Source organism: Arthrobacter sp. RT-1 (assembly GCF_003367205.1).
In the GTDB taxonomy this organism is placed as follows: Bacteria; Actinomycetota; Actinomycetes; order Actinomycetales; family Micrococcaceae; genus Arthrobacter.
Genome location: NZ_QRGQ01000009.1, coordinates 46,338 through 67,785, shown reverse-complemented (window position 1 = coordinate 67,785; position 21,448 = coordinate 46,338). Strand labels below are relative to the sequence as shown.

The 21,448-nt window shown below is 66.0% G+C and carries 16 protein-coding genes and 1 pseudogene; 13 read left to right on the top strand and 4 right to left on the bottom strand.

Features of this window, described 5'->3' with window-relative positions; genetic code table 11:
* Window positions 1–607: pseudogene (locus DXK94_RS21640) on the bottom strand (HNH endonuclease); the annotation flags it as partial.
* Window positions 608–857: 250 nt separating this feature from the next.
* Complete coding sequence (locus DXK94_RS09770) at window positions 858–2,873, bottom strand: beta-galactosidase (RefSeq protein WP_115524815.1); 2,016 nt, start codon at window positions 2,871–2,873, stop codon at window positions 858–860.
* Window positions 2,874–3,048: 175 nt separating this feature from the next.
* Here DXK94_RS09770 and DXK94_RS09765 point away from each other — a divergent pair, with 175 nt between their 5' ends.
* Genes DXK94_RS09765 through DXK94_RS09745 form a run of 5 tightly spaced genes read left to right on the top strand, consistent with a single transcriptional unit; the run spans window position 3,049 to window position 8,211 of the window.
* Window positions 3,049–4,338: an ABC transporter substrate-binding protein gene (locus DXK94_RS09765; RefSeq protein WP_115524814.1), complete on the top strand. Its 1,290-nt coding sequence runs from the start codon at window positions 3,049–3,051 to the stop codon at window positions 4,336–4,338.
* 47 nt (window positions 4,339–4,385) lie between these two features.
* A complete protein-coding gene (locus DXK94_RS09760) occupies window positions 4,386–5,339 on the top strand; it encodes a carbohydrate ABC transporter permease (protein ID WP_115524813.1) in 954 nt (317 codons plus the stop codon).
* Window positions 5,336–6,253 (top strand): carbohydrate ABC transporter permease, encoded by a 918-nt coding sequence (locus DXK94_RS09755; protein ID WP_115524812.1) that lies wholly within the window; start codon window positions 5,336–5,338, stop codon window positions 6,251–6,253. Before DXK94_RS09760 ends, DXK94_RS09755 begins: the two co-directional genes overlap by 4 nt.
* Before the next feature lie 23 nt (window positions 6,254–6,276).
* Window positions 6,277–6,903 carry a Poxvirus protein I5 gene (locus DXK94_RS09750; RefSeq protein ID WP_115524811.1) on the top strand — a complete coding sequence of 209 codons (627 nt, stop codon included), beginning with the start codon at window positions 6,277–6,279 and terminating at the stop codon, window positions 6,901–6,903.
* Window positions 6,904–6,945: 42 nt separating this feature from the next.
* Window positions 6,946–8,211: an MFS transporter gene (locus tag DXK94_RS09745; protein ID WP_115524810.1), complete on the top strand. Its 1,266-nt coding sequence runs from the start codon at window positions 6,946–6,948 to the stop codon at window positions 8,209–8,211.
* A gap of 370 nt (window positions 8,212–8,581) precedes the next feature.
* On the opposite strand, the gene DXK94_RS09735 is transcribed toward DXK94_RS09745, so the two are convergent.
* Complete coding sequence (locus tag DXK94_RS09735) at window positions 8,582–9,832, bottom strand: Gfo/Idh/MocA family protein (RefSeq protein ID WP_115524809.1); 1,251 nt, start codon at window positions 9,830–9,832, stop codon at window positions 8,582–8,584.
* Window positions 9,833–10,155: 323 nt separating this feature from the next.
* On the opposite strand from DXK94_RS09735, the gene DXK94_RS09725 reads away from it, so the two are divergent.
* Window positions 10,156–11,103, top strand: a complete 948-nt coding sequence (locus DXK94_RS09725) for an alpha/beta fold hydrolase (RefSeq protein ID WP_115524808.1) — start codon at window positions 10,156–10,158, stop codon at window positions 11,101–11,103.
* Window positions 11,104–11,333: 230 nt separating this feature from the next.
* Window positions 11,334–12,320, top strand: a complete 987-nt coding sequence (locus DXK94_RS09720; RefSeq protein WP_115524807.1) for an aldo/keto reductase — start codon at window positions 11,334–11,336, stop codon at window positions 12,318–12,320.
* Window positions 12,321–12,335: 15 nt separating this feature from the next.
* Here the strand turns inward: DXK94_RS09720 and DXK94_RS09715 are convergent, their stop codons facing one another.
* On the bottom strand, window positions 12,336–13,367 hold the full coding sequence (locus tag DXK94_RS09715; RefSeq protein WP_115524806.1) for a LacI family DNA-binding transcriptional regulator: 1,032 nt from the start codon (window positions 13,365–13,367) through the stop codon (window positions 12,336–12,338).
* Between the two features lie 148 nt (window positions 13,368–13,515).
* Here DXK94_RS09715 and DXK94_RS09710 point away from each other — a divergent pair, with 148 nt between their 5' ends.
* From DXK94_RS09710 to DXK94_RS09685, 6 genes are all read left to right on the top strand, one after another.
* Window positions 13,516–13,863, top strand: a complete 348-nt coding sequence (locus tag DXK94_RS09710; protein WP_115524805.1) for an L-rhamnose mutarotase — start codon at window positions 13,516–13,518, stop codon at window positions 13,861–13,863.
* An 80-nt stretch (window positions 13,864–13,943) separates the two neighbouring features.
* Window positions 13,944–15,110 carry an L-rhamnose isomerase gene (gene rhaI, locus DXK94_RS09705; RefSeq protein ID WP_079597517.1) on the top strand — a complete coding sequence of 389 codons (1,167 nt, stop codon included), beginning with the start codon at window positions 13,944–13,946 and terminating at the stop codon, window positions 15,108–15,110.
* Window positions 15,111–15,115: 5 nt separating this feature from the next.
* Entirely contained in the window at window positions 15,116–17,152 is a 2,037-nt protein-coding gene (locus DXK94_RS09700; protein ID WP_181884790.1) for a bifunctional aldolase/short-chain dehydrogenase, read from the top strand.
* The gene (locus tag DXK94_RS09695) at window positions 17,149–18,624 is read left to right on the top strand and encodes a rhamnulokinase family protein (protein WP_115524803.1); all 1,476 of its coding nucleotides are present in this window, start codon (window positions 17,149–17,151) and stop codon (window positions 18,622–18,624) included. The genes DXK94_RS09700 and DXK94_RS09695 overlap by 4 nt, the downstream gene beginning before the upstream one ends.
* Before the next feature lie 174 nt (window positions 18,625–18,798).
* Window positions 18,799–19,818 carry an acetylxylan esterase gene (locus tag DXK94_RS09690; RefSeq protein ID WP_115524802.1) on the top strand — a complete coding sequence of 340 codons (1,020 nt, stop codon included), beginning with the start codon at window positions 18,799–18,801 and terminating at the stop codon, window positions 19,816–19,818.
* Window positions 19,819–19,874: 56 nt separating this feature from the next.
* On the top strand, window positions 19,875–21,200 hold the full coding sequence (locus tag DXK94_RS09685) for a glycoside-pentoside-hexuronide (GPH):cation symporter (RefSeq protein ID WP_115524801.1): 1,326 nt from the start codon (window positions 19,875–19,877) through the stop codon (window positions 21,198–21,200).
* Window positions 21,201–21,448: the final 248 nt, after the last annotated feature.

Here is a 21,448-nt window from a genome sequence, read left to right as displayed (position 1 = left end):
GGGCGAAGACTCACATTGCGTTCGGTCACGGCACGGCTGGCCCGCCGCGCCACGGACTTCGGGTCCCGCCGGTACGCCGCGGCACGGACAGCGGAAACAATGGCGCGGTCCCCGAACCCGTCAAGGGTGCCGGTGTCCGCGGCGAGCTCTCGTCCACCGCCTGCCGGTCCTCGGCCGACAGGCAGGCTGTTTCCCGCACGACCAGCGTGGTGCGCCATTCATTCAGCTGACCGTTCCGCAGGGCGGCGAACGTTCGCGGCATTTCGGTGACCAGGGCTTTGCCCAGGCCCAGCAGCCTCCCTCCGCGGGCCGGGGACTCCCGCCGCGCCAACGCGATCTGCGGACCAACGCCGGCACCGAGTTCATCTGCAGGAACCCCGGCCGCAGCTTGCACCCGGCGCTGGAACAGGTCAAAGGCAGCAGCAATATCGGCCTGCTTCGCAGCCGCAGCCGACTTCAAATCCTCAAGCTCCCGCAGCTGATCAATCATGCCCGCACCATCAGCACACAAAGGAACGGCATCCAAGGCAACCCTGACATCAGCGACCGACGGGACAGCACGGCTCCCCGCCCCGCTTACCCCTGCCAACGCCCCAACCGCTTCCATAAACAAAGTCTTCCAGCAGGGTCCGACAAAACCTGCTGCTCAAAATTCCTATGTGGAAAACGCGGGGGGGGGGGGTAGCGCACAAAGCCGGAACAGTGAACCGGCCTGGGGCGCGGCAAGGGGCCGCACCCCCTAAGCCCCGAGGCGGCGCCCAAGGAGGCGCCGCCGTCGTACGCCTATGTGAGCGGGAGCGAGACCCCATGCCGTCCGCCACGAGGCGCCGCGCTGAAGCGGCACCCAAGAAGGGAAGTCAGTCCTCGGCGATCACCGCCACGCTCCCGGCCGCAACAATCCCACCGAACGCCCCGCCGGTGAGCAGGTCCGTTCCCACAGCCTCCACCGAAGCGTCAGAGCGGGTGTGGTTGATGGCGAACAGGAAGCTGCCCCCGTCAGCCGAACGCCGGCGAACCACCTCCACGCCGGAATCCGCAACCGCCGCCGGAGCAACACCGGATTCAGCCAGCAGCCGGTCCACGAGGGCCTCAATGCCGTCGGGGTCCGGGAACGTGGCGAGATACCACGCGGCTCCACTGCCCACGGCGCGGCGGGTCAGGGACGGCACGCCTTCCAGCGGGTACCCGGTGAACGTTTGGACCGCTTCCGCACCGGCAAGGTGGACGTGTTCGCTCCAGACGGCGGAAACGGTGCCGTCACTCAGCTTCAGCTGCGAGCCGGCCAGCAGGGGGTGGAATTCCTCCACCCGCACGCCCAGCAGTTCCCGGAACGCTCCCGGGTAGCCGCCCAGCCGGACGTGGTCCTTCTCGTCCACGATCCCGCTGAAGTAGCTCACCAGGACGGTGGCCCCGGCGGAAGCGGCAGCCGCGATCTTGGCCGCCGTGTCATCGGTCACGGAGTACAGCGTGCAGACAAGGACCAGGTCGTACCCCTCCAGCGACGCCGACGGGTGCACCACGTCAACGGAAACACCGCGCAGGTACAGCGAGCGGTGGAAGGCCCGCAGCAGGTCCAGGTACCGGACGTCGATGCTGGGCTTCGAATCGATCTCGCTGGCCCACCATGCCTCGTAGTCAAAGACGATGGCCGCCCGGGATTCCACCCGTGAACCGCGGACCGGCTCCAGCCGCTTGAGGGCAGCCCCGAGGTCCACCACTTCGCGCCACACGCGCGTTTCGCGCCCGCCGTGCGGGACCATGGCCGAGTGGAACTTTTCGGAGCCCGCGAAGCTCTGGCGCCACTGGAAGAACATCACGGCATCGGCGCCTCGCGCCACGTGCGCCAGGGAGTTGCGGAGCATCTCGCCGGGCATCTTTGGCTGGTTGCGGGGCTGCCAGTTAACGGCCGACGTCGAATGTTCCATCAGGATCCACGGGTCACCGCCCGCAATTCCCCGCGTGAGATCCGCGCTGAACGCGAGTTCCACGTGCCGTTCGGGGTCGGCGGCGACGAGGTAGTGGTCGTTCGCGATGACATCCAGGTCCTTGGCCCAGTCAAAGTAGTCCATGGACTTGGTGGCGCTGGACGCCATCAGGTTGGTGGTGCAGGGAACTCCGGGCGTTACTTCGCGGAGTACGGAGACGAGGTCGCGGTAGTAGTCCATCAGGGCCCAGGAGTTGAACCGCTGGAAGTCCAGCTGCTGGCCCGGGTTCAGTGTGCTGGGAGCAACTCCGGGAGGCAGGATTTCCTCGAATGAACCATAGTTCTGGCTCCAGAAGGCTGTTCCCCAGGCCGCATTGAGCGCATCGATGGTGCCGTAGCGCCGCTCCAGCCAGGCCCGGAACGCGACGGTGTCCTCCTCACCGTAGAACTCCGAGACATGGCAGCCCAGCTCGTTGTCAACGTGCCAGAGTGCCAGTGCGGGGTGGTCCTTGTAGCGCTCCGCGAGAACCCGCGTGATGCCCTTCGCGTACCGGCGGTAGACGGCCGACGACGGCGTGTAGTGCCGCCGCGAGCCCGGTCCCAGCACCGTTCCGTCAGCCGTGACGGGGAGGATTTCCGGGTGCTTGCGTACCAGCCAGGCCGGCGGGGCGGCGGTGGCGGTGGCCAGGGCCACCTTGACGCCGATGCCGGCAAGGTTGTCCAGTACTTCGTCCAGCCAGCCGAAGTCGTACTGCCCTTCCGCCGGTTCCAGCAGCGCCCAGGAGAAGATTCCGACGCTGAGGAAGTTCACGCCGGCCTCCTTCATCAGCTCCAGATCCTCAAGCCGGACGCTGACGGGCCACTGCTCGGGGTTGTAGTCTCCGCCGAAGGCGATGCCTTCGACGTTGTTCCAAACGCTCGCCGGGCCTGTGGTTTCCTGCATGGTCATGGGACTCCTTTGTTGCTGGAAGGGCGAAACCTGGGTGGGAAATTGGATCTTTGGAAAACGCTTGCCCAAATCGGGGAATGCGGATATTGTATCGTTTCAGAAGCCGTGTAAGCCAGCTCACTACTCTCGTTGTAGATGAGATCAGGGATTGCACACATCGAGCAAGGAGGCTCCCGTGATCAATAGAAGGCATTTCCTCACTACCGTTGCCGTCGGTACCGCATCTGCCGCCGCACTGGCCGCGTGCGGCACCGGGTCCAGCACCGCAGGACAGACCGGTTCCGCGGAGAACCCCGTCACCATCAACTACACCTGGTGGGGCAACGACGACCGCGCCGAGCGCACCCGCAAGGCCATTGCCCTGTTCGAGTCCAAGAACCCGGACATCAAGGTCAACGGCAACTTCACCGACTTCGCGGGCTACTGGCAGAAGCGTGCCACCGAGGCCGCCGGCGGCGGCCTGCCGGACGTCATGCAGTGGGACCTGTCCTACCTGCGCGACTACGGCCAGCGCAACCAGCTCCTGGACCTCAGCACCGTCAACATCAACACGGACGCCTTTGAAAAGTCCCTCCTGCCGTCGGGCCAGATCAAGGGCAAGACCTACGGCATTCCCACCAGCACCAACGCGTTCGCCGTCTACTACGACCCCGCCAAGCTGGCCGGGCTCGGCATCGCTGAGCCTTCCGGCAAGTGGACCTACAAGGAGTTCAACGAGTTCCTCACCGAGGTGGGCACCAAGAGCTCCGGCGCCCTGTTCGGCTCCACCGACTACACCGGCGTCTGGTGGATGTTCAACATCTGGCTCCGCCAGAACAACATCGAAGCCTTCACCGAGGACGGCAAGCTCGGCTTCACCAAGGACGACCTGAAGAAGTGGTGGAACCTCCCTGCCGGCCTTCGCGGCACCCCGGCTATCGTTTCCGAAGAGCGCGTCACGCAGCTGGCGCCCAAGTCTCCGTTCGGTTCCAACGTCACCGCCACCGAGGTCACCTGGGACAACTTCATGGCCGGCTACCTGGCGGACAGCGGCGCCAAGGAGCTCAAGCTGGTTCCGGTCCCCTCCGACGACCCGGACAACCTGGGCCTGTTCCTCAAGCCGTCCATGCTGATGGTGGCCAGCGCCAAGACCAAGTTCAAGGACGCGGCAGCCCGGTTCATCGACTTCATGGTCAACGATCCCGAGGTAGGCCAGATCTTCAAGACCTCCCGCGGCGTTCCGGCGTCCAAGACCCAGCGCGACGGCACCACCTTCGAAGGCACCGACAAGCTGGTTGTGGACTACGAAAAGTCCATCGAGCAGTACCTCAAGGACGCCCCCGAGCCGCCCATCGTCGGCTTCGGCACGCTGGAAACTTCCTTCAAGCGCGTCGCCTCGGACCTGAACTTCGGCAAGCTCACCGTCGACGGTGCTGCTGACGCATGGTTCAAGGAAGCCGAAGACCTCATCAAGCAGAATGCCTGATCAGGCACATTGTCTGATCCAGGCTTCACAACTGACGGAATGAACTCGTGACTCAAAGCCCAACTCTGAGCAGGCGTTCGACGCAGTCCACCGCCCCGCTGCCGCGCAAGTCGCGGCAGCAGGGGGTGGATGCCCGCGCCGGCTACACCTTCCTGCTGCCCTGGCTGCTGGGATTCATCGCCCTCACCGTTGGGCCGATGATCTCCTCGCTGTACCTGTCCTTCACCAACTACAACCTGTTCGATCCGCCCAAGTGGATCGGCCTGGACAACTACACCTCCCTCTTCCAGGACGAACGGTTCCTGCAGTCCGTGGGCGTCACCGTCAGCTACGTTGTGTTCGGTACCCCGCTCAAGCTCGCCGCCGCACTGGCAGTGGCCATGCTGCTGAACAGCAAGCGCCGCGGCCAGGGCTTCTACCGGTCAGCGTTCTACGCCCCGTCCCTGATCGGCGCGTCCGTGTCCATCGCCATCGTCTGGAAAGCCATGTTCGGCGATTCCGGCCCCGTGGACCAGGGCCTCTCCTTCTTCGGCATCAACCTCGGCGGCTGGGTAGGCAACCCCAGCATGACCATGCCGATGTTCATCCTCCTGACGGTCTGGCAGTTCGGCGCCCCGATGGTGATCTTCCTGGCCGGCCTGAAGCAGATCCCGGCGGATCTCTACGAGGCAGCGTCCATGGACGGTGCCGGCCCGGTGCGGAAGTTCTTCAACATCACCTGGCCCATGCTCTCCCCGGTGATCTTCTTCAACCTGCTGATGGAAACCATCCACGCGTTCCAGATCTTCAACTCGGCGTACATCATTTCCAACGGTGAAGGCGGCCCGGCCGGCTCAACCCTCTTCTACACCCTCTACCTGTACCTGCGCGGCTTCAGCGACTTCCGGATGGGCTACGCCTCGGCAATGGCCTGGCTGCTCCTGATCGTTGTGGGCATCCTGACCCTGATCATCTTCCGCACGTCCAAGTCCTGGGTCCACTACAGCGGTGATGCAAAATGACAACCATGGCAACCCCCACGCAGTCCTCCCCGGACGCACAGGTGCTGAACTACAACCCCAAGTCCGAGTCGGCAGGGGCCAAGCGCGCCAAGAGCACCATCTTCCACGTCGTGGCCCTCGCGCTGACGGCAGTGGTCCTGTACCCGGGCCTGTGGATGATCGCCTCGGCGTTCAAACCGAACGCGGAGATCGGCGGCGCCAACACGTCGCTGTGGTCCAACAACTTCAGCTTTGACAACTTCGTCACGGCGATGGAGGGCATCGGCGGCGTGTCCACGCTGCAGTTCTTCACCAACTCGCTGGTCCTGGCGCTGGGTGCGGTGGTGGGAACCATCTTCTCAGCCAGCGTCTCGGCCTACGCCTTCGCACGGATCAAGTTCCCGGGCCGAAGCATCTTCTTCGGCATGATGATCGCAACGCTGCTCCTGCCGTTCCACGTGGTGATCATCCCGCAGTACATCGTGTTCCAGCAGCTTGGCCTGGTGGACACCTACGTACCGCTGCTGATCGGCAAGTTCCTCGCCGCCGACGCGTTCTTCGTCTTCCTGATGGTCCAGTTCATGCGCAACCTTCCCGGTGAGCTGGACGAGGCCGCCAGGATCGACGGCGCCGGCCACGTCCGGATCTTCACGTCCATCATGCTGCCGCTCATGAAGCCGGCCCTGATCTCCACCTCGATCTTCTCCTTCATCTGGAGCTGGAACGACTTCCTGGGCCCGCTGCTGTACCTGAACACCCCGGAAAAGTACCCGCTGCCGCTGGCACTGCGGCTCTTCGTGGACCAGACGCAGAGCTCGGACTACGGCGCCATGATCGCGATGTCCGTCCTGGCCCTGCTGCCGGTGCTGATCTTCTTCCTGGTATTCCAGCGGTACATTGTTGAAGGCGTCTCCACCCAGGGCCTCAAGGGCTGACGGCCCGGAAGGCCAGACAGAAAATGAGCATCATGGACCGCACCACACCTGCCCCCAACCATCCCGAGCCCGTTCCGGTGAACCGCTTCGCACTGTTCTCCGAAACCCTCCTGGCAGGGGTTCTGGTGCTGGTGCTGTCCATCCCCCTCGTGACGATCCCCGCCGCCTACGCGGCGGGGATCGCCCATCTGGAACGGCACCTCACCGGCCGCGACGATTCCGTCCGCGGCCTGTGGGGCACGTTCAAGGCTGCCCTGCCGGGCAGCTGGAAGCTGGGAATCACGACGGCGGCAGCCGCCGTCGTGATTGTCCTCAACCTTCTGCTCGCGTGGGTGGGGCAGCTTCCCGGCCGGGAAGTGGTGCTGCCGGCTACCGTGATCCTTGCCGCCGCAGGCGCCGTCCTGCTGCTGCGCACCACGGCTGCCTGGTTCGACTTCACCGGCCCCCGCACTGACGGCCGCAGTGCCTGGCGCTCCGCACTGGAAACCGGCCAAACCCTGTCTCTGAAGGACTGGACAGGGTCCCTCCTCCTCGCCGCGGCGCTCTTCGGGGCCGTCGTGTTCGTCTGGATGCTCGCGGCACTCTTCGTGGTGGTCCCCGGCACCCTGATCCTCGCCGCGGCAGCGGTCAAACTGCGCTCCACCCGCTAAAACCTCCTCCTGGTTTCCACCCGCTATTGAGTTGAGTCCGACGTGTCTTCCGACCGCCAGCGTTCCGAACAGTCCCTCCGTTCTTCGAAGAGCGAGCCTCCCTGGTACCAGCCGCTGAAGCATCGCAACTACAGGCTCTTCCTTGCCCTCGTATTCACCGGCAGCGTGGGTGTGTGGATGCAGCGACTGGCCCAGGACTGGCTGGTGCTGCAGCTGACCGGAAGCCCGGCCGCCGTGGGCGTGGCCGTCGCACTGCAGTTCCTGCCGATGCTGGTTGTGGGGCCCCTCAGCGGCCTGCTGGTGGACATGTTTCCGAAACGGCGCATCATGCTGGTCTGCCAGGCAGTGATTGCCTTCCTGGCCCTCGGCCTGGCAGCCTGGGCCGCGAGCGGGACCATCACGGTCTGGGCGGTTTATGCCAGCTGCGTTGCGCTCGGCGTCACCTCGGCCATTAACCAGCCCGCCAGCCAGGTGTTCGTCAACGAAGTAGTGGGCGACGCCGCCCTCCGGCCCGCCATCGGCATCAACAACGCCATCGGGCAGCTGGGCGCCATGGCTGGCCCCGCGCTGGGTGGGGCAGTCATTGCCCAGGCCGGGTCAGCCGCAGCGTTCGCAGCTAACTCGCTGCTGTGCCTGCTGGTACTTTGCCTGATCGCCGCCATCCGCCCGGCCGAGCTGCATCCGAGCATCCCTGCGGAACGCGGGCGGGGCCAGCTCCTGGCCGGGTTCCGCTACGTCCGTGAGCGCCCTTCCCTGCTGCTGATTATTGCCCTGGCCGGGCTCCTGGGAATGTTCGGCATGAACGGGCCGGTGGTCCTGGCGGCCTTTGCCGAACGGGTGTGGCACAACGGTGTTGAAGGGTTCGGCCTGTTCAATACCGTCAGCGCTATCGGAGCCCTGGCCGGCGCGCTGCTGGCGGCCCGCCTCCGGAGCCTCGGCCGGAAGGGCATCGTGGCGGCGGCAGGCCTCTTCGGACTGTCCCAGCTGGTGGCCGCGCTGATGCCCAACCTCATCCTCTTCATTGTCATGCTGGTGGTGGTGGGCCTCATGACGCTCCTGTTCCTGACCAGTGCCGCCACTGCCGTCCAGCTCGAAGCCGGCCCTGCCATCCGCGGGCGGGTCATGGCGCTGTACCTGCCCCTGCTGCTGGGCGGACACGCCTTGGGCGGACTCCTGGCCGGGTGGCTGACGGAACAGTTCGGAGTGCGCACCGGCCTGGTGGTCACCGGCGGCCTGGGCATGCTCTCCGCCGCCGTCATCGGGCTGCTTCTCTGGTGGCACCGCAGGCGGTCCCGCCCCCTGCTCTGACTCGCGAGATGGCAGTTCGCAGCAGTGTCCGCCGGCAACACTGCTCCGAAGTGCCATCTCGCGGCTCAACTGTCTAGGCCAAGGCCGCCTTGGGCGTGAAAGTCCAGGTCCCGGGATGAATCCGGAACTCGCGCGTCGCTGCGTTGCCGGCCGGGCCGCCGTCGGCATCCACTCTGCCCCCCGCGGCAGCAGCCCCGCCTTCCGCAGCGGAACGTACGACGGCGGCATCCGCCGTCGGGCCCTTGACTTCGTACGTGCCGAATGGCACCGGATAACCGCGGCGACCCCAGCGGGGACAGTGCACTCGAGGTGCACATTGCCGGGCGCGGGCGTCCTGTCGGGCGTCGGAACCATCAGGAAATTCGAACCATTAGGAGATCGGGATCTCGAACGCGGTGGGGGCCGAGACGGCCCAGGGCACCCCGAGCTCGCTGAAGGTGGCGTGCTGCCGGCCTGCCCGTTCCAGGGCCTCTTCGATGTCAACCACGACGGCGTGGGCTGCTTCGCCGTCGCCCTCCCACCTCACGTAGGCGTCATCAATGGCTGCGGGCAGCGGTGCGGTGCGGATGGCCTCGAGGACGAGCATAAAAGCGCTGCTGTCCACGAGGGAGCTGATCAGCGGGGCGCCGCTGTTCCGGTGTGCCAGGAGGTTCTCCGTCAGGTCGTCCCGGCCGAATGTCTCCTCGGCCCGGCCGGACGACGTCTCGATGGTGAGACGGTCCTCGGTGTAGTGGAACACCGCCGTCCCGGCCGATCCCTGAAGGGTCACGTAGGGTTCCACGGACTCGGCGGCGCAGATTGTGAGTGCGCACGTGATGGGCAGGCTGGCCGCAGTGCGGATGCGGATGACGGAGGTATCGTCCGATTCGATGTCGTTGGCGCGGTACAGTTCGGTCTCCACGGAGGCGACGTCGGCCAGGGTGCGCACCCCGGCAATCCTCAACGCCGTCGCCACCGCGTGGGCCAGGGGGTTGGTGGCGACGCCGTCCACCACGTCAACGCCGTTGATGCTGCGTTTTCCGGCCCACCGTGAGCGCTTGTAATAGGCCTTGTCGCGCACCCAGCGGCCCGTGGCCGAGATGCCCTGCAGGGTGCCGATGGTGCCGGCTTCCAGCAGGTCCTCGATGGCCTGAAGTGCATGCGAGCCGAGGCTTTGGAAGCCGATCTGGACGCCCCTGCCGGCGAGGGCCGCAGCATCACGCAGCCTGTTGAAGTCGGCCAGGGATGCCACGGGAGGCTTTTCCAGGTACAGGTCGGCGTCCGTGGCCAAGGCGGCCAGCGCCAGCGGGGCATGCGTCTGGATGGGGGTGGCCACGATGATTATGTCGAGGGCGGGTGATTCCGCGAGCAGCTCGGTGAGCCCCGGAAAGACGGCAGCCTGCGCCGGAACCGATCCGGGTGCCGGCGGCTGCGGATCCGCAACGGCAACGAGTTCGACGGCGCCCCTCGCCTGAAGGCGCTCCAGGTTCCGTAGGTGGTGGGTGCCGAAGCCGTGCACACCTACCAGGGCAACGCGGGCAGTCCCGCCGTTGCCGCCGGCGGAAGCGGCGGCCGGTCCTCCTGCCGGCGCCGGAGTTTCTGCCGGTGCATCCGGCACGTCGGTGCCAGCTGGCGTTCCCATGGTTCTCCATTCTGCCCGGTGGGGGCACCAAAAGTCTGGCGCATGCGAGGTCCAGCAAGCGCTTTCCATCCATCAGTGTGCGCCACACAGTGATCCCCCGTCCAGCTAATGTAACGATTCAAAATCTGGCTGAGCTTGCCCGGAGGAATTTCTGGACGGCATCCGGAGCAGTTGGGATTTCCTGCCGCTCGCGGAGCCTGGCCTTGCCATACTGTTCTTCGCCGCGGCGGGGCAGGGCGCGCCTCCGGCAGATGGCTCCGCTCCGGGCAGCGTACCGGAACCTGGCGGTGGAGAAGATCTAGAGGTTTCATTACGGTGGAGGGGTGACGGGCGGGCATTCGAAGACAGAAAGCGGCTGGGTGGACGTGCCCAATGCCAGAATTTATTGGGAAGCTACCGGCGCACCCACTGGCATCCCCGTCCTTTACCTTCATGGCGGCCCCGGCGGTTCCCTAGGCCGAGGGGGCTACCGTCAACGCCACGACCACAACCGATTCCGGATTATTGGCCTGGACCAGCGCGGTTGTGGCAAAAGCACGCCATTGGTCCAGGACGATCTCGGCCGCCTCCCGGAGAACACCACCCACGCCCTGATCGAAGACATCGAGGCTGTCAGGGAGCACCTCGGTGTAAGCCAATGGATCGTCACCGGCGCTTCCTGGGGCAGCACGCTTGCCCTCGCTTATGCCCTGAAACATCCCTCCCGGGTCCTCGGCATCGCTTTGGTTGCGGTGACAGCAAGCAGCCGGGAAGAGGTTGAATGGATCACGGAAGGAGTGGGACGCATCTTTCCTGAGGCATGGGCTGAATTTTCAGGCGCTGCCCGGGCTGCCCCGGGCGAACGCGTGGTGGAGGCTTACGCCCGCCGGCTTGCCGGCCAGGACCGCGAAGATGCCCGGCTTGCTGCACTGGCTTGGGAGCGTTGGGAATCCACGCACATCTCGCTTGATCCGAACTGGCAGCCAGGACCGCTGTTTGACGACGAACGGGAGCGCATGACCTTCGCGCTCCTCGTGACGCACTACTGGGCCAACGACGGATTCCTGGCCGGCGACCAGGAAATCATCCCTCGGATTCACGAGCTCAACGGCATCCCCGGTTACCTTATCCACGGCAGGCGGGACATCAGCGGCCCAGCCATCACGCCGTGGCGTTTGCACCAAAGCTGGAAGTCGAGCCGGCTCGTCGTTATCGAGGACGAAGGGCACGGCGGTCCTGCATCCATGGCGGCATTGTCCACAGCAGTGGACCACATTGCTGCAATGATCTGAGCCTCAGCACGGTACTGCCGCTGTTATGACAATTCCGTGCTCAGCCGATCGGATGGCCCTCCATGCAGGTGCATTTTAGGCCTGAAGCACCACCCGTAGCCATGCCGAAAAGTTAGTCTCCACGATTCACCGCCGCAGGATCAGCTGAGGCCCGGGCATTCGTTGACAGCACCAATGCCCGCTCTTTAGGCTCCTGCCATCGTGAGCCGAAGAGTGCGGGAAGAAGGACCATGAACCAGGGCAAATGGCAGTTGCGGGACCAGCTTGGCCGTCTTGGCTTTGGGGGTACCGGGGTGGGGAACCTGTACCGCGCTATTTCCGATGAGCAAGCTGCCGCGACCTTGGAGGCCGCCTGGGATGCCGGCATCCGCTACTTCGATACAGCTCCGCACTATGGGCTTGGCCTGTCCGAGCGGCGGATGGGCCAGGTTTTGGCGGGCAAGCCAAGGGAAGAATTCGTTGTCTCAACAAAGGTGGGCAGGGTCCTCGTGCCGTCGCCGGCAACAAAGGACACCAGGGATCCGGAGGGCTTTGACGTCCCCGCCGAATTCCGGCGTGAATGGGATCCTTCGGAAGCCGGGGCAAGGCGCACCATCGAGCAGTCGTTGGAGCGGCTGGGCCTCGAGTACATCGATATCGCCTATCTGCACGATCCTGATGTGTACAGCATGGAAGATGCGGTGAAGACGGCGCTGCCGGCCCTGGAGAAGCTCCGGGCCGAGGGCTTGGTGCGGGCCATCGGCGTCGGGACCAATACTGCGGGCGCCGCCATGGAGTGTGTGGAAGCGGCGGACCTGGATTTCCTGATGCTGGCCGGCAGGTTCACCATGCTGGAGCAGCCGGGATCCGATGGCCGCCCGGGCGCAGGGTTGCTGGACCGCTGCCTGGAGCTGGGAACCGGAGTGGTGAGTGTCGGTGTCTACAACTCCGGCATCCTGGCCAAGCCCGACCTGCCGTCGGATGCCCACTACAACTACTCCCAAGCCAGCGAGGAGATCCTGGAGCGCGCCCGGCTCCTGGCACGCGTCTGCAGCGAACACGGCGTTGAGCTTCCCACCGCAGCCATCCAGTTTCCCTTCCGCCACCCCGCCGTCGTCAACGTCACGGTGGGCGCCAGCAGGCCGGAGCAAATCAGTAACAGCGCCGAGCGCATGTCCGCAGAGGTTCCCCGCGAGCTGTGGCAGGACCTTCAGGAGCGGGGGCTGATTCCGGCCTGAGCGGCCTGGGGAAGCTCAGCTCTCCGCTGACGCCCCGGCGGCAGCGGTGCTCTGCCGGACCACGAGCTCGGGCGTGAACACCACCGAACGGTGCGTCGGGTTCTGCGACTCAACTTCCTCGGTCAGCAGCTCGATGGCGGTCCGGCCGAGTGCCTCGGTGGGCTGCCGGATGGAGGACAGCGGAACCACCGCCGAGACGGCAAAGTCGATGTCGTCGTAGCCGATCAGCGCAACGTCCTCCGGGATGCGGAAGGTGTGCGTCATGGTGAGGGACTGCATGACGCCCAGGGCCAGCAGGTCGTTGGCGCAGAATATTCCATCGGGCAAATCCTCCTGGCCGCGTTCCACCAGCATGTTGCCCACGCTGCGGCCGGCCAGGACGCTCTGCCCGTCGGAGTTCAGGACCTCCAGCGTGGCGTCCGGTTCCTCCTTCACGGCGCGCTGCGCCCCCTGCAGACGGTCTGCCACCTGCCGGATGGAGGTGGGCCCGCCTACAAAAGCCAGCCGACGGCGGCCGGTGTCCAGCAGGTGCCGGGCAGCGAGGTACCCGCCGGCGTCGTCGTCCACCGCCACGGAACTGAACTTGGACTCATCGGCCAGCCGGTCCACCAGGACCGTGGGCACGCCGCGCTCCCGCAGCAGGTCAAGCCGCTCGGTGACATCGCCCACGGGGGAAATCAGCAGGCCCTGGACCCGCTGCTCCTGGAAGAGGTCAATGTAGTTGGCTTCGCGCGCGGCGTCGTGGCCGCTGTCGCCCAGCAGGACGGCGCTGCCGTTCAGGGCCGCGGCATCCTCCGCGGCCCGCACCACCGACGTGAAGAAGGGGTTGCCCACGTCCAGGACAATCAGCCCTACGGTGCGGCTGTGGCCGGCGCGCAGCTGGCGGGCAGCATCGTTGCGGACAAACCCCAGTTCATCAATGGCCTTCAGCACCCGCTCCTTGGTGCGCTGCGATACCCGGTCAGGGTAGTTCAGCACATTTGAGACGGTGCCTACGGCCACGCTGGCATGGGTGGCGACGTCCTTGATGCTGGCTGAGCGGTTCATGATTCTCCGTGCTGATGGCCTGCGTGCCGTGCTCCCGGCAGCTCGCGAAACTGCGCGCCGGAATGCTTGACACCTACTCACGTTCAAGAGTACTTTGAATCGTAACAATGAAACGATTCAAAGGTTCGCGAGTTCAGGAGAGTTCCAGATGAGGGTGTGCTTCCGCTCCTCCGTCCAGCCGGCGCTGCTGGAGGAATACAAGCGCCGCCACGCTGCCGTCTGGCCGGAGATGCTCCGCGCCCTCAAGGACGCCGGATGGAACAACTACTCCCTGTTCCTGGGGGAGGACGGGCTCCTGGTGGGCTACCTGGAGTGCGACGACTTCGAAGCGGCCAGGGCACGCATGGCCCTCACGGACGTGAACGCCCGGTGGCAGGCCGAAATGGCAACACTTTTCCAAGACTCCGGCCAGGCGCCCGACGAAGGGTTCCAGGTCATGGAAGAAGTCTTCAACCTCGACAACCAGCTCGCGGCCGCAGGAACCTCTTCCTCCTGAAGCACGCGGGCTGACCCAAACAGGCTCCAGCAGCGGGGCGACCAACAACAGACCCATCACAGACACCGGAAAGAACCATCATGAATGACGTAGCAACGGCGCTGGGCAGGCTCGAGGAGCTTGCCATCGAGGTCCCCTCGTGGGCCTATGGAAATTCAGGCACGCGGTTCAAGGTGTTCGGTACCCCCGGCACTCCGCGCACCGTGCAGGAGAAGCTGGCGGACGCCGCCAAGGTCCACGAACTGACCGGCCTGGCCCCCACCGTGGCCCTGCACATTCCGTGGGACAAGGTGGATGACTACGCCGCACTGAAGGAGTACGCGGCAGGCCTGGGCGTTGGCCTGGGGACCATCAACTCCAACACCTTCCAGGACGATGAGTACAAGTTCGGCTCCCTGACCTCGTCCAATGAAACGGTGCGCCGCCGCGCCATCGATCACCACCTGGACTGCATCGAGATCATGCATGCCACGGGTTCAAAGGACCTGAAGATCTGGCTGGCTGACGGCACCAACTACCCGGGCCAGGACGATATGCGCGGCCGCCAGGACCGCCTGGCCGAATCGCTCCAGGAAATTTACGCAGCCCTGGGCGACGAGCAGCGCCTGGTGCTGGAGTACAAGTTCTTCGAGCCGGCTTTCTACCACACCGATGTTCCGGACTGGGGCACGTCCTACGCCCAGACCCTGGCCCTGGGAGAGAAGGCGTTTGTCTGCCTGGACACCGGTCACCACGCGCCGGGCACCAACATCGAGTTCATCGTGATGCAGCTGCTGCGCCTGGGCAAGCTGGGTTCCTTTGACTTCAACTCCCGCTTCTACGCCGACGACGACCTCATCGTGGGTGCCGCCGATCCGTTCCAGCTCTTCCGCATCATGTACGAGGTCATCCGGGGCGGCGGCTACGGCAAGGACTCCGGTGTGGCCCTCATGCTGGACCAGTGCCACAACCTGGAAGAAAAGATCCCGGGCCAGATCCGCTCGGTGCTGAACGTCCAGGAAATGACTGCCCGCGCCCTGCTGGTGGACACGGCCGCACTTAACGAAGCACAGCGCGCAGGGGATGTCCTGGCAGCGAACGCAGTTTTCAACGACGCGTTCTACACCGACGTCCGCCCGGTCCTGGCCGAGTGGCGTGAATCCCGCGGCCTGCCCGCGGACCCGCTGGCCGCCTTCAAGGCCAGCGGCTACCAGAAGAAGATCAATGAGGACCGCGTGGGCGGCCAGCAAGCCGGATGGGGCGCATAACCAGCATGAGCAACAAGACCGTTGAAGACCTGATTTCCCGTTCCAACCGCCTGGGCGCGGACAAGCGGAACACCAACTTTGCCGGCGGCAACACCTCCGCCAAGGGCACCGAAAAGGACCCGGTCACGGGCGAGGACGTCCAGCTGCTGTGGGTCAAGGGCTCCGGCGGGGACCTTGGCACCCTGAAGGCCGAAAACCTTGCCGTTCTTCGGCTGGACCGCCTGAACGCGCTGAAGAACGTCTACCCGGGCGTCGAGCGTGAAGACGAGATGGTTGCCGCCTTCGATTACTGCCTGCACGGCAAGGGCGGCGCCGCTCCTTCGATCGATACCGCCATGCACGGCCTGGTGGACGCCGCGCACGTGGACCACCTGCACCCGGACTCCGGCATCGCGATCGCCACGGCGGTGGACGGCGAGGCGCTGACCACCAAGATCTTCGGCAACAAGGTTGTCTGGGTGCCCTGGCGCCGCCCCGGGTTCCAGCTGGGCCTGGACATCGCCGCGATCAAGGAAGCCAATCCGCAGGCCATCGGCACCATCCTGGGCGGGCACGGCATCACCGCCTGGGGCGCCACCAGTGAAGAGGCCGAGCAGAACTCGCTGTGGATCATCGAGCAGGCCGAGAAGTACATCCGGGACAACGGCAAGGCCGAACCCTTCGGTGCCAAGCTGCCCGGCTACGCCGCCCTGCCGGAGGCGGAGCGCCGCGCCAAGGCCGCAGCGCTGGCACCCGTGATCCGCGGGCTGGCCTCCACGGACAAGCCGCAGCTGGGGCACTTCAGCGATGACGCCGTCGTCCTTGACTTCCTCGAAGCCGCCGAGCACCCGCGGCTGGGCGCCTTGGGCACCTCGTGCCCTGACCACTTCCTGCGCACCAAGGTCAAGCCGCTGATCCTGGACCTGCCCGCCGACGCCTCGATCGAGGACTCCATCGCCCGGCTGCACGAGCTCCACGCGGACTACCGCGAGGATTACCAGGCCTACTACGACCGCCACGCAGACCAGGACAGCCCGGCCCTGCGCGGCGCTGACCCGGCCATCGTGCTGGTGCCCGGCGTGGGCATGTTCTCCTTTGGCGCCAACAAGCAGACCGCCCGCGTTGCCGGCGAGTTCTACATCAACGCCATCAACGTGATGCGCGGCGCCGAAGCCATCTCCACCTACGCCCCGATCGAGGAATCCGAGAAGTTCCGGATCGAGTACTGGGCGCTGGAGGAAGCCAAACTGGCCCGGATGCCCAAGCCGAAGTCCCACGCCACCCGCATCGCGCTGGTCACCGGCGCCGCCTCCGGCATCGGCAAGGCCATCGCCACCCGCCTCGCCGCGGAGGGCGCGTGCGTGGTCATCGCCGACCTGAACCTCGAGAACGCCGAAAAGGTGGCCGAAGAGCTCGGCGGCCCGGACGTCGCCATCGGTGTCCAGGCCGACGTCACGGACGAAGCCCAGGTGGCCGCCGCCATCGACGCCGCCGTCCTGGCATTCGGCGGCGTGGACCTGGTGGTCAACAACGCCGGCCTGTCCATCTCCAAGCCGCTGCTGGAAACCACCGAGAAGGACTGGGACCTGCAGCACAACGTCATGGCCAAGGGCTCGTTCCTGGTGGCCAAGGCCGCCGCCAAGGTCATGATCGCGCAGGGCCTGGGCGGGGACATCATCTACATCTCCTCCAAGAACTCCGTGTTCGCCGGCCCCAACAACATCGCCTACTCCGCCACTAAGGCAGACCAGGCCCACCAGGTGCGCCTGCTCGCGGCCGAACTGGGCGAGCACGGCATCCGCGTCAACGGCATCAACCCCGACGGCGTGGTCCGCGGCTCCGGCATCTTCGCCGGCGGCTGGGGCGCCAAGCGCGCCGCAGTGTACGGCGTGGACGAGGAGAAACTGGGCGAGTACTACGCCCAGCGCACCCTGCTCAAGCGCGAAGTCCTGCCCGAGCACGTGGCCAACGCCGCCGCCGTGCTCACCAGCAACGAACTGTCCCACACCACCGGCCTGCACATCCCCGTGGACGCCGGAGTGGCCGCAGCCTTCCTGCGATGAGCGGGCAGGTTCAGGGTGTCGACGGCGGCAAGGTGTTTGCCGCCGTCGACATCGGCGCCTCCTCCGGCCGGGTCATCCTCGGCCGGGTGGCTGCCGGTGGCACCGCGACGGAAGCGGCTGTGCAGCTCGAGGTGGTCCACCGCTTTCCCAACGGTGTTGTGGAAATCGACGGCGGCCTCCGCTGGAACTTCGACGCGCTCTTCGCGGAGGTTCTTGATGGGCTGAGGGCCGCTGCAACCGTCGCCGCAGCCCAAGACGAGAAGGTAGCGAGCATCGGCATCGACACCTGGGCCGTGGACTACGGCCTGGTTGACGCCGGCGGAAAGCTGACGGCCCAGCCGTTCAGCTACCGCGACGACCGCAGCCGGGCTGCCGTAGAGCCGGTGCACCGGAAGCTGGACCCCGCGCGGCTGTACGGCACCACCGGCCTGCAGTTCCTGCAGTTCAACACCATCTACCAGCTCGCCACCGAACCGGACCTGGAGGGGCTGCAGGCGCTCCTCATCCCGGACCTGATCGCGTTCCTCCTGACCGGGCAGCGCCGGACCGAGGCCACCAACGCCTCCACCACCGGACTGTTCGACGCCGTCGCGGGGGAGTGGGCCACCGAGTTCCTCACCGCCCTGGGCCTGCGGAAGGACCTGTTCCCGCCGCTGATCCAGCCCGGCGAATCCTTCGGGACCCTCCTGCCGGAGATCGCGTCCCAGGTGGGGCTCCCGCAGGACACGACAGTGGTGGCCGTCGGCTCGCACGACACCGCCTCCGCCGTCGCCGCCGTTCCGGCGCAGGAAGAGGACTTCGCGTACATCTCCTCCGGCACCTGGTCCCTGGTGGGGCTGGAGCTCAAGCACCCGGTCCTCACCGAGGCCAGCCGGGAAGCGAACTTCACCAACGAACGCGGCGTTGACGGCACCATCCGCTACCTGCGCAACATGGGCGGACTGTGGCTCCTGTCCGAGTGCCAGCGCACCTGGGCGGCCGAAGGATTCCAGCCGGAGCTTCCGGCGTTGCTGGAAGCGGCCGCCGCGCTGCCCCCGGGCGGACCGCAGATCAACCCCGACGATCCCTACTTCATTGCGCCGGACAACATGCCGGACCGGATCCGCGCAGCGGTCCGCCGCACGGGCGAGGTGCTGCCGAACGATCCGGCAGCCATTACCCGGTGCATCATGGACAGCCTCGCCACCGGCTACGCACGCACCATCCGTGACGCCGAACGCCTGGCCGACCGCTCCGTGGACGTTGTGCATGTGGTGGGCGGCGGCTCCCAGAACCGACTGCTCTGCCAGCTCACCGCGGACGTGACCGGCAAGAAGGTGATTGCAGGACCGGTGGAAGCCACTGCCCTGGGCAACGTCCTGGTGCAGGCCCGGGCGGCCGGTGCGGTGTCCGGCGGACTGACCGAGCTGCGGAGCCTGGTGGTGCGGTCACACCAGCTGCAGACGTTCACCCCGGAGCTGTCGCGACTGTAGGTCCTGCGCAGCAAAGATCCGCAAGGTGCGGACGCATGACGCCACGTTCCTGAACGTGGCGTCATGCGTCCATGCCGGGACTGTGCGGCGGCCCCTAAGATCTTCGAGAAGCGTCTCGCCGGCCTGTAAGCAGGGCCGTAGACAAGCCAACTACCTGACAGGACCGGATAGCCCATGCCACTCTTCGACCTTCCCCTGGCCCAGCTGCGCAGCTATACCTCGGACGTGACGCCGCCCGCCGACTTCACTGCCTTCTGGGACGCCACCATTGCGGAAGCCCGGGCCTTTCCGTTGAATGCGTCCTTTGAGCCGGCAGAAAACTACCTCTCCGTCATCGACACCTTCGACGTGACGTTCTCCGGCTACGGCGGCGCCCCCGTCAAGGGCTGGCTGCACCTCCCCGCGCACCGGGAAGCCGGGGCCAGGCTGCCCGTGGTGGTCCACTATGTGGGATACTCGGGCGGCCGCGGCTTGGTCAACCAGGACACCCGGTGGGCCCAGGCCGGGTACGCGCACTTCATCATGGACACCCGAGGCCAGGGCTACGGCGGGACCCTGGGCGAGACGCCCGACCCGCACCCCTCCGCCGGCGGCGTGGCCCACGCAGGCCTGATGACCAGGGGCATCGCAAGCCGGGAAGACTACTACTACCGCCGGGTGTACGTGGACGCTTTCCGCGCGGTGGAGGCTGCACAGGCGCACCCCGGCGTCGATCCTGAGAAGGTGGTGCTGGCAGGTGTCAGCCAGGGCGGCGGCATCGTGGTTGCCACTGCGGGGCTGGCGGCAGGACGGCTCGACGGCGTCATCGCCACGCTGCCGGATGTTCCGTTCCTGCAGGACTTCCCCCGCGCCATCGACATCACCCCGCGCGGCCCGTACCCGGAGATCGCCCAGTTCCTGGCGCGCCACCGGGACCGCTACGAGCCCGTGCTTGACGTCCTTCGCTACTTCGACGGCGTCAACCTGGCGCGGCTCGCGACGGCACCGGCATTGTATTCGGCAGCCCAGATGGACGATATCTGCCCGCCGTCCACCGTTTTTGCCAGCTTCAACGCCTACGGCTCCGGGGCGGCCGGTACCGCTCCCACGGACGCCGCGAAGGATATTGAGGTGTACCGATTCAACAACCACGAGGGCGGCCAGGAACACCACTGGATCCGGCAGCTGCTGTTTCTCCGCAAAATTTTGGGGTAAGTTCCTTGTTGCGGGCTTGAGAAAACGGTTTCCGAGTCCGGGGAATCAAGGAACCAATGAAGAAACTCAGCAGGCTCAGCGTTGTGGCCTACGGTGCCGGCGACGCAGCCAACAGCATGATCATCAGTACGGCTAACATGTTCCTGCTCGTCTACTACACGGACGTGGCCGGCATCGCGGCAGCGGCGGCAGGAACGCTGCTGGTGGTGGCGCGCGTGTTCAATGCCTTCACCGACATTGCCGCCGGCCGCATCGTGGACCGGGTGCAGAGCAAGCGGTGGGGCAAGTTCCGCCCCTTCCTGATGTTCGGCTTCGTTCCGCTCCTGCTGGGCGCTGCGGTGTTCCACGTTCCCGACGTGGATCCGTCCTCCAAGCTGCTGTACGCCTACTGCACCTACGGGCTGGTCTGCCTGGCCTACAGCCTGGTGAATGTGCCCTATGGCTGCCTGGTGGGGGCCATGACCCAGGACCCCCGGGAGCGCGCCCGGCTCGGCGGCGCCCGGACCATCGGCGGCCTGTCAGTGGGGGCAACCCTGGGTTTCTTCATCGCGCCCCTGCTGGGCGCCGGCGGGGATATGCAGCAGATCTTCACCGTGATGACACTGGTTTTTGCCGCCGTGGGGTCCGCCCTCTATCTGTTCGCGGCTGTTGCCTGCCGGGAACAGATCGGCGGCAGCGTCCCCAAAATCACCCTGCGCCAAAGCACGGACGCGCTGAAGGCCAACTCGCCGCTCGTGGTCCTCTGCATCAGCTCCGTCCTCTTCGTCACCGGCACGTCAGCCACGGGCGCCGCACAGTTCTTCTACCTGCGGGATGTCCTCTCCCGGGTGGACCTGTTTCCCGTCATGGCCGCCGCGCAGGTGGCAATCACCCTGACACTCGCCGTCGTTATGCCGCGCCTCGTGGCACGCTGGGGCAAACGGGCTGCCTACACGGCCGGCGGCTGCGCCGGTGCTGCAGGCGGACTGATGGTGTTCCTCGCTCCGGCGGGGCTGCCCTGGCTTGCGGTAACGGGCCTTGTGCTGGCAATGCTTTCGTCTGCTTCGGTCAGCATCCTCACCTGGGCGCTGATCGCGGACACCGTTGAATACGGCGAGTGGAAAACCGGTGTCCGGGTGCAGGGCATCAACTACGCCCTCCTGGCCGCCACCCGGAAGCTGGGAATGGGGTTCGGCGGCGGGGTGGTGGCTTTCTCGCTGGCCTGGGGCGGATACTCGTCCGCGGCGCCGGAGCAGGCCGAAACCGCCGTTCTGGCCATCCGCGCCGCTGCCGGGCTGCTGCCCGCAGCCCTGGTGCTGGCCGCCGCCGGAATCATGTACTGGTACCGCCTGACGGACAAGAGGCACGCCGAGCTGGTGGCCGGCCTGCAGTCGAGCCGATAGCTGGCAGCCGTAGCGGGGAGCCGGCGGCGTCCGAAAAAGTCATGTGACGGACATGGTTTGCGCCCGGGGACAAACCGCGGCTATGGTCTGAGGCATGACTAACCGTTGGTATGCGTATTTTTCGTTGGCTCTGGAGGGGCCCGCGTCTAACTGACACGCATCCAACTTTCCTTCAGAGCCAACAGGGCAGAGATCATTCTCTGCCCTTCGCCGTTTCTCCGGCGGGTTCTGAACTGGGCCCGCTTCCC

Coding starts and splice junctions, on each gene's coding strand:
- DXK94_RS09770 (WP_115524815.1), bottom strand. CDS start 2,873: ATGACCATGCAGGAAACCACAGGCCCGGCGAGCGTTTGGAACAACGTC.
- DXK94_RS09755 (WP_115524812.1), top strand. CDS start 5,336: ATGACAACCATGGCAACCCCCACGCAGTCCTCCCCGGACGCACAGGTG.
- DXK94_RS09750 (WP_115524811.1), top strand. CDS start 6,277: ATGAGCATCATGGACCGCACCACACCTGCCCCCAACCATCCCGAGCCC.
- DXK94_RS09735 (WP_115524809.1), bottom strand. CDS start 9,832: ATGGGAACGCCAGCTGGCACCGACGTGCCGGATGCACCGGCAGAAACT.
- DXK94_RS09720 (WP_115524807.1), top strand. CDS start 11,334: ATGAACCAGGGCAAATGGCAGTTGCGGGACCAGCTTGGCCGTCTTGGC.
- DXK94_RS09715 (WP_115524806.1), bottom strand. CDS start 13,367: ATGAACCGCTCAGCCAGCATCAAGGACGTCGCCACCCATGCCAGCGTG.
- DXK94_RS09710 (WP_115524805.1), top strand. CDS start 13,516: ATGAGGGTGTGCTTCCGCTCCTCCGTCCAGCCGGCGCTGCTGGAGGAA.
- rhaI (WP_079597517.1), top strand. CDS start 13,944: ATGAATGACGTAGCAACGGCGCTGGGCAGGCTCGAGGAGCTTGCCATC.
- DXK94_RS09700 (WP_181884790.1), top strand. CDS start 15,116: ATGAGCAACAAGACCGTTGAAGACCTGATTTCCCGTTCCAACCGCCTG.
- DXK94_RS09695 (WP_115524803.1), top strand. CDS start 17,149: ATGAGCGGGCAGGTTCAGGGTGTCGACGGCGGCAAGGTGTTTGCCGCC.
- DXK94_RS09690 (WP_115524802.1), top strand. CDS start 18,799: ATGCCACTCTTCGACCTTCCCCTGGCCCAGCTGCGCAGCTATACCTCG.
- DXK94_RS09685 (WP_115524801.1), top strand. CDS start 19,875: ATGAAGAAACTCAGCAGGCTCAGCGTTGTGGCCTACGGTGCCGGCGAC.